The following is a 5,952-nucleotide window of genomic DNA, read 5'->3' on the forward strand; positions in this document are numbered from 1 at the left end:
GTTGTACGCGGCGCTCGACATCGGCGGGACGAAGATCGCCGCCGCGCTCGTGGACGGGAATGGAACGGTCCGGCAGCGGGCCCGGGTGGCGACGCCCGCCGGGGGAGGTGAGGCCGTCCTCGCGGCGGCGGCGCGCCTGCTGGGCGGTTTCGGTGACGTTCCCGTCCTGGCCCTGGGCGTCGGAGCGCCCGGCGTCATCGACCCCGGCACCGGCGGCGTCGTCTCCGCCACCGACGTGCTCCCGGGCTGGGCCGGGACCCCGGTCCGGGAGATCCTCGCCGGCTCGACCGGGTTGCCCGTCACCGTGGTCAACGACGTCCGCGCCATGGCGTACGGCGAAGCCCGGCTCGGTGCGGGCGCCGGGTACCACCGCGTCCTGCACGTCTCCGTGGGGACAGGTATCGGCGGCGCTCTGACCACCGCCGGGCACCTCGAACACGGGGCCCACGGCACCGCCGGGGAGATCGCACACCTGCTCGTCCCCGAGCGGGGGGCGGTACCCTGCGGCTGCGGGCGCCGCGACCACCTGGAGGCCGCGGCCTCCGGCCCGGCCATCGAGGCCACCGGTGACGCCCCGCGTGCCGGGTCCCTGCTGGGACGCGCCCTGGCGGGGCTCCTCGCCGTCCTGGACCCGGACGCCGTCGTGATCGGCGGCGGCGTCGCCCGGATCGGCCCTCCGTTCCTGGACGCGGTCACCGCCGCGTTCCGGGCCGACGCGCTGCCGCTGCTGCGCGCGACGCCGATCGTCCCGGCCCGGCTGGGCACGGACGCGCCGCTGGCCGGCGCGGCCCTCCTCGCCATGGCCACGACCCAAGGGAGCGCCCGATGACCCCCGAGTCCTTCGCCGCGGCCGTCGCCGGGCGGCTGATCGTGTCCTGCCAGGCCGACGAGGGCCATCCGCTGCGCGACACCGGCGCCATCGTCCGGATGGCGCACGCCGCGGCCGGGGGAGGCGCCGCCGCGATCCGCTGCGGCGGGGTGGGCGGCGTCCCCGACGTGGCCGCCGTCGCCGCCGCCGTGGACCTTCCCGTCGTCGGCCTCACCAAGGACGGGACGGGCGGCGTGTTCATCACCCCCACCGTCGCGGCCGCCCGCGCCGTCGCCGAGGCGGGCGCGCAGGTCGTCGCCGCCGACGCGACGTCCCGGCCGCGCCCCGACGGCCGCCCGCTCGCGGCGTCGATCGATGCCGTCCACGCCGCGGGGGCGCTGTTCATGGCGGACGTGGCGACGCTGGAGGAGGGCGTCGCGGCGTCCGAGGCCGGAGCGGACATGGTGGCCACCACCCTCGCCGGGTACACCCTGCCGGGGCCGCCCCCGGCGGCCCCCGACCTGGATCTCGTCCGCGCGCTCCGCCGGGCCCTGCCCGGTGCGCTGATCGTCGCCGAGGGCCGCTACCACTCGCCCGCGTCGGCGTCGGCGGCGATCGAGGCCGGGGCGACCTGCGTCGTGGTCGGCACCGCGATCACCGATCCGCGCTGGATCGCGTCCCGGTTCGCCGCCGCGGTGGAAGTTGCGGCGAACGGTCCAGCGGCACATGACTCGTCAGGTTCGGGTCACACGACACAGAGCAGATGAAGTTTCGCGCTTACTGTCCAGTTAAGAGCTGACCGCCTTGATCGGTGACGGCGGCGGGGCCGGGTGCTGGGCCCCGTGGAAAGGAGCGCTGATGTTCATCATCGTGTTCGTGGCCCTCGTGCTCGCCGGAGGGCTGGCGGGTCTGGTGTACCTGTGGGACTTCTCGCGCGCCAGCCGGCGCGATGCGCTGTTCCTCCCGGCCTCCGACCGGCGCGCACGCCGGGCGCGCCGCGTGACGGGGATGTACGTGCGTGACTACGGGCGGCGCGAGGACGGGCTCGCACGCCGCGAGGACGAACTCGTGGGCAGCTGACCGGAGACACCGCTGAATCACGCTGACGCGGAATCACACTGAGGCGTGGGCCGTCCTGGCGGGGGACGGCCCACGCGTTCGTGTGAGGGTGCGCGTACGTGTCAGGTGCGCGTTCGTGTCAGGTGACGGTCCAGGTCTGCTGGGCGTCGTCGGGTACGGGGACGAAGGCCCCCTTCGCCCGGTCGAGGATGTCGACGTTGGCGGACTGCAGGTCCAGGTAGAGGCCCACCAGCTCGATCTCGCCGGACTCGACGCGCTTGCGGAGCCAGGGGTAGGTCAGCAGGTTGTCGAGCTGCTGCATCACATTGATCTTGCACAGGCGGGTGAGGGGCGGCTCGTCCTCCCCGGTGGGGTCGGTGGCGAGGAACCGGGCGAGGCTGTGGTTGCCGTGCTTGAGCCACCGGGACAGCGAGGCCAGATGCTCGACCTCGGTGCCGCCGGCGAGGAGCGCGGCCATCGCGCCGCAGTTGGAGTGGCCGCAGACGGTGATCGTCCGGATGTCGAGGACGTCGGTGGCGTACTCGACGGTGGCCGCCACCGAGTCGTCGCGGGTGCGGGAGCCGTGCCGCGGGACCAGCGCGCCCACGTTGCGGTTGATGAACAGGTCGCCGGGGCCGCTGGCGGTGATGATGTTGGGCACGATGCGCGAGTCCACGCACGTGATGAAGAGATGCTGGGGTTTCTGCTCCATCGCCAGCTCGGCCATGATCGGCCGGACCAGCCGGGCGGTACGGCCGTGGTACTCGCGGACGCCGTCCAGCAGCACGGCCGCCGGGGACACCTCGGGCGCGTCGAGTTCCTCTTCCGAACGCCGCCGTCTATTCGCCCAGGGTGCCCACCAGCGGGCAGGCGGCGGCGTTTTACGCGGCGAGGACATATCACCTGTCACAGCTCTTTCATACCAAGCCTCGTGTACCTCGTCGATGTCGACCCTGCCTCCCTGGCGTTCGTGCGCGAGGCGCCACTGGTGGATGGCGTCGAACGCGGCATGGTCCATGAAGTCGACGTTGAGGTCGAGGTCGACGCTCGCACCCGCCGGGACGTCCTGGAGGAACCGCATCACCCTCGGGACGCCGAGGAAGGTCAGCGTGCCCTCGACGACCACGTGGGTGCGGATCGGGACGGGCCCGTCCTCCGGCTCGGGCACGAGCTGCTCGGCGCGGACGGACAGCCGGGTCAGCCGCCTCAGCGCCAGCACCGCCATGACCCCGATGCCGACCAGGACGCCCTCGCCGAGCCCCAGGACGACCACTCCGACCAGCGTGGTGAAGTACGCGGGCGCCTCGCGATGGTGACGCAGGTCACGGATGCGGGCGATGTCGATGAGCTTGATCCCCAGCACGACGAGCAGCGCCGCGAGGGCCGGCAGCGGCACCTGCTCGATCAGCGGGCCGAACGCCAGCGCGAGCCCGAGCACCCACACCCCGTGCAGGACGGTGGACGCGCGGGAGCGGGCGCCCGCCTCCAGGTTGGCCGTGCTGCGGACGATCACGCCCGCGATCGGGAGCCCGCCGAGGAACCCCGACACCGCGTTGCCCGCCCCCTGGCCGAGCAGGTCCCGGTCCAGGTCGGCGCGCGGGACGCCGGCGGGACGCCGCCGGTCGATGGCCACGCTGCACAGCAGCGACTCGACGGCCGCCACGAGCCCGATGGAGACGACGGCGCCGACGATTCCGGCCGGTGAGCCCTGCGGCAGGACGGGGGCGTCCCAGTCGCCGAGCAGGGTGTCCGGCAGCGCGACGCGCTGCGCGTTCCAGCCGAGCGACCAGGCGGCCAGGGTCGCGATGGCGATGGCGGGCAGCGGTCCGGGGATCAGGCGCAGCGGCCCGTTGCGCGGCAGCCGGGACCAGCCCACCAGGACCAGGACCGTCAGCGCGCCGAGCAGCGCCGGGTGGGTGCGCGGATCGGCGAGCTGGCCGGGCAGCTCGCCCAGGTTGGCGAGCGCCGACTGCTGGGGGCTGCCGCCGAGCACCACGTGCACCTGGGCCAGGACGAGCACGACGCCGACGCCCGCGAGCATCCCGTGCACGACGGCGGGGGAGACGGCGAGGGCGGTACGGGCGACGCGGCAGGCGCCGAGCGCGATCTGCAGCAGCCCGCCGAGCAGGGTGATCGTGCAGGTGGCGCGCCAGCCGTAGGTCTGCACCAGCTCGGCGACGATCACGGTGAGTCCGGCCGCCGGGCCGCTGACCTGGAGCGGCGATCCGCCGATCAGGCCCGCGACGATCCCGCCGACGACGGCGGCGATCAGCCCGGCGGCGACCGGGGCGCCGGAGGCGACCGCGATGCCCAGCGAAAGGGGGATCGCGACGAGGAACACGACGAACGACGAGAGGACATCCCGCCGCAAATTGGATACGTTGAGTGGCTTTGAAGTCACTCTGTGTATGTAACCAGCATTAGTGCCCCTTCACCCACCCTGACCCTCGCGTGTTACGCGTCCATGTGCTCACGTCTTCGTGGGTCCGGGCCGGGGCACCACCGCGAACGAGGGCCGCCGGACGGATCCGGCGGCCCTCGTTTGACTGCTCGGCCGGCCGGGCGGTCCCGCGGTGCGGTTCCCGGGCGGCCGGGGTGTCAGCGGCGGTAGTTCTCCCAGTCGTCGGCGGTCTGGCGGGAGCTGTACGGGGCGTCGTTCGGCTGGCCGCCGCCCTGCGGGTAGCCGCCCTGCTGCTGGCCGCCGTAGTAGCCGTTGCCGTAGGCCTGCGTGGCGTTCGGATCCTGGTAGCCGCCCTGCGTGCCCGGGTCGTGCGGCGCGGCCAGCGGGTCGCCGCCGTTGTAGCTGCTGCCGCTGAAGTCGCCGTAGACGCCGCCCGCACCGCCGGAACCGTTCTCCGGGGCGCCGAACGCGTTGAAGGGCTCGCGGCCGCCGCCGAGCGGGTCGTCGTAGCGGGGCGAGTCGCCGTAGGCCGGGGCCGTCGGGTAGCCGTCGTTCTGCTGGCCCTGCCCGTAGCCGGACGGCGCGCCCATGCCCTGGTCGTACCCGGGCGGCGGGCCGGACGGGACGCCTGCGCCGAGCCCGGAGTCGTACCCGCCGGGCTGTCCGCCGGACGGCCACGGACCGGTGTTCCCGGTGTTGCCGCTGGTACCGAACGAGCCGGTGCTGAGCGGGTCGCCGAGCGGGTCGTTCAGGGAGCCGCCACCGTAGGAGCCGCCCGTGTCGGACGGGCCCCCGCCCGACGACCGCTGCCGGTCGGACTGGATGCGCTGCAGCAGTTCGTCCACGGTCGGCAGCTTGTGGCCGTCGGTGTCGGTTCCTCCGCCGGGGGCGCCGTGCGCCGCGGGCGCGGCCGGTGCGGCGGGCGGCGCGGGCGGCGGAGGAGCGGGCGGGCCGGCGGGCTCGTCGTGGCGGCCGAGCGGCAGCCCGAGCGGGTCGGACACCCGGGGGTCGCCGCCCCGCGGTCCGCCGGGCCCGAGCGGCATGTCGAAGCCGTCCTGGCGTCCTCCGGGAGGCGGTCCGGCGGGCTGCTGGCGGCCGCCGAGCGGGTCGGAGCCGTAGGACGGTTCTGGGGAGCCGTACTGCGGCTGCTCGGCGTAACCCTGATCGCCGCCGTACTGGTCCTGTCCGTAGGGCGGGTCGCCGGGACCGTAGTCGGCCGCACCGTAGGCGGGCTGGGGCTCCTGCCCGCCGTAGACCTGCTGGTCGGGAGCGCCGGGGCCGCCGTAGGGCGGCTGCGGTCCGCCGCCCTGCATGCCGGGGCCCGCGAATTCGGCGGGGAGCGGGTCGAGCGCCGTCGAGCCCGGGTCGTGGCCGGCGAACGGGGAGCCGCCCTGGAACCCGCCGGGGCCCGCCATGTGCTGGGGACCGGTTCCGGGGCCCTGGCCGCCGCCCACGCCGTTGAGGGCTTCCGCGCCCATCGACACCGGCTGGGTCAGGGCCGGCTGCGTCAGGCCCGGCTGCTCGACCTGCTGGTACTCGGCGGGAGCCTGCGCGTTCAGCGGGTCGGCGGCGAGGTCGGCGTCCGAGCGCTCGTCGTCGTGCTGCCACGGGAACTTGGGCTTGTCGAAGGTGATCGTCGCCCAGTAGTCGTCGTCCTCCATCTCGTCCGACGCCTGGCCTGCCG

The 5,952-nt window shown here is 74.6% G+C and carries 4 protein-coding genes and 1 pseudogene; 3 read left to right on the forward strand and 2 right to left on the reverse strand.

Going from position 1 to position 5,952, the window contains the following annotated elements; all coding sequences use genetic code 11:
• From E1285_RS42560 to E1285_RS42570, 3 genes are all read left to right on the forward strand, one after another.
• Nucleotides 1–829 (forward strand): ROK family protein (locus tag E1285_RS42560; protein WP_207947233.1); only part of this gene is annotated, 829 nt, incomplete at its 5' end.
• The gene (locus tag E1285_RS42565) at nt 826–1,575 is read left to right on the forward strand and encodes a putative N-acetylmannosamine-6-phosphate 2-epimerase (RefSeq protein WP_132160571.1); all 750 of its coding nucleotides are present in this window, start codon (nt 826–828) and stop codon (nt 1,573–1,575) included. The genes E1285_RS42560 and E1285_RS42565, both read left to right, overlap by 4 nt.
• A 91-nt stretch (nt 1,576–1,666) precedes the next feature.
• Nucleotides 1,667–1,888: a hypothetical protein gene (locus E1285_RS42570; RefSeq protein WP_132160573.1), complete on the forward strand. Its 222-nt coding sequence runs from the start codon at nt 1,667–1,669 to the stop codon at nt 1,886–1,888.
• A 118-nt stretch (nt 1,889–2,006) separates the two neighbouring features.
• On the opposite strand, the gene E1285_RS42575 is transcribed toward E1285_RS42570, so the two are convergent.
• Together E1285_RS42575 and E1285_RS46185 are read right to left on the reverse strand one after the other, a co-directional pair.
• On the reverse strand, nt 2,007–4,238 hold the full coding sequence (locus tag E1285_RS42575) for a bifunctional SulP family inorganic anion transporter/carbonic anhydrase (protein ID WP_243723446.1): 2,232 nt from the start codon (nt 4,236–4,238) through the stop codon (nt 2,007–2,009).
• 227 nt (nt 4,239–4,465) lie between these two features.
• Nucleotides 4,466–5,952, reverse strand: a pseudogene (locus E1285_RS46185) (hypothetical protein); the annotation flags it as partial.

The organism is Actinomadura sp. 7K507 (assembly GCF_004348425.1).
Classification (GTDB): domain Bacteria; phylum Actinomycetota; class Actinomycetes; order Streptosporangiales; family Streptosporangiaceae; genus Spirillospora.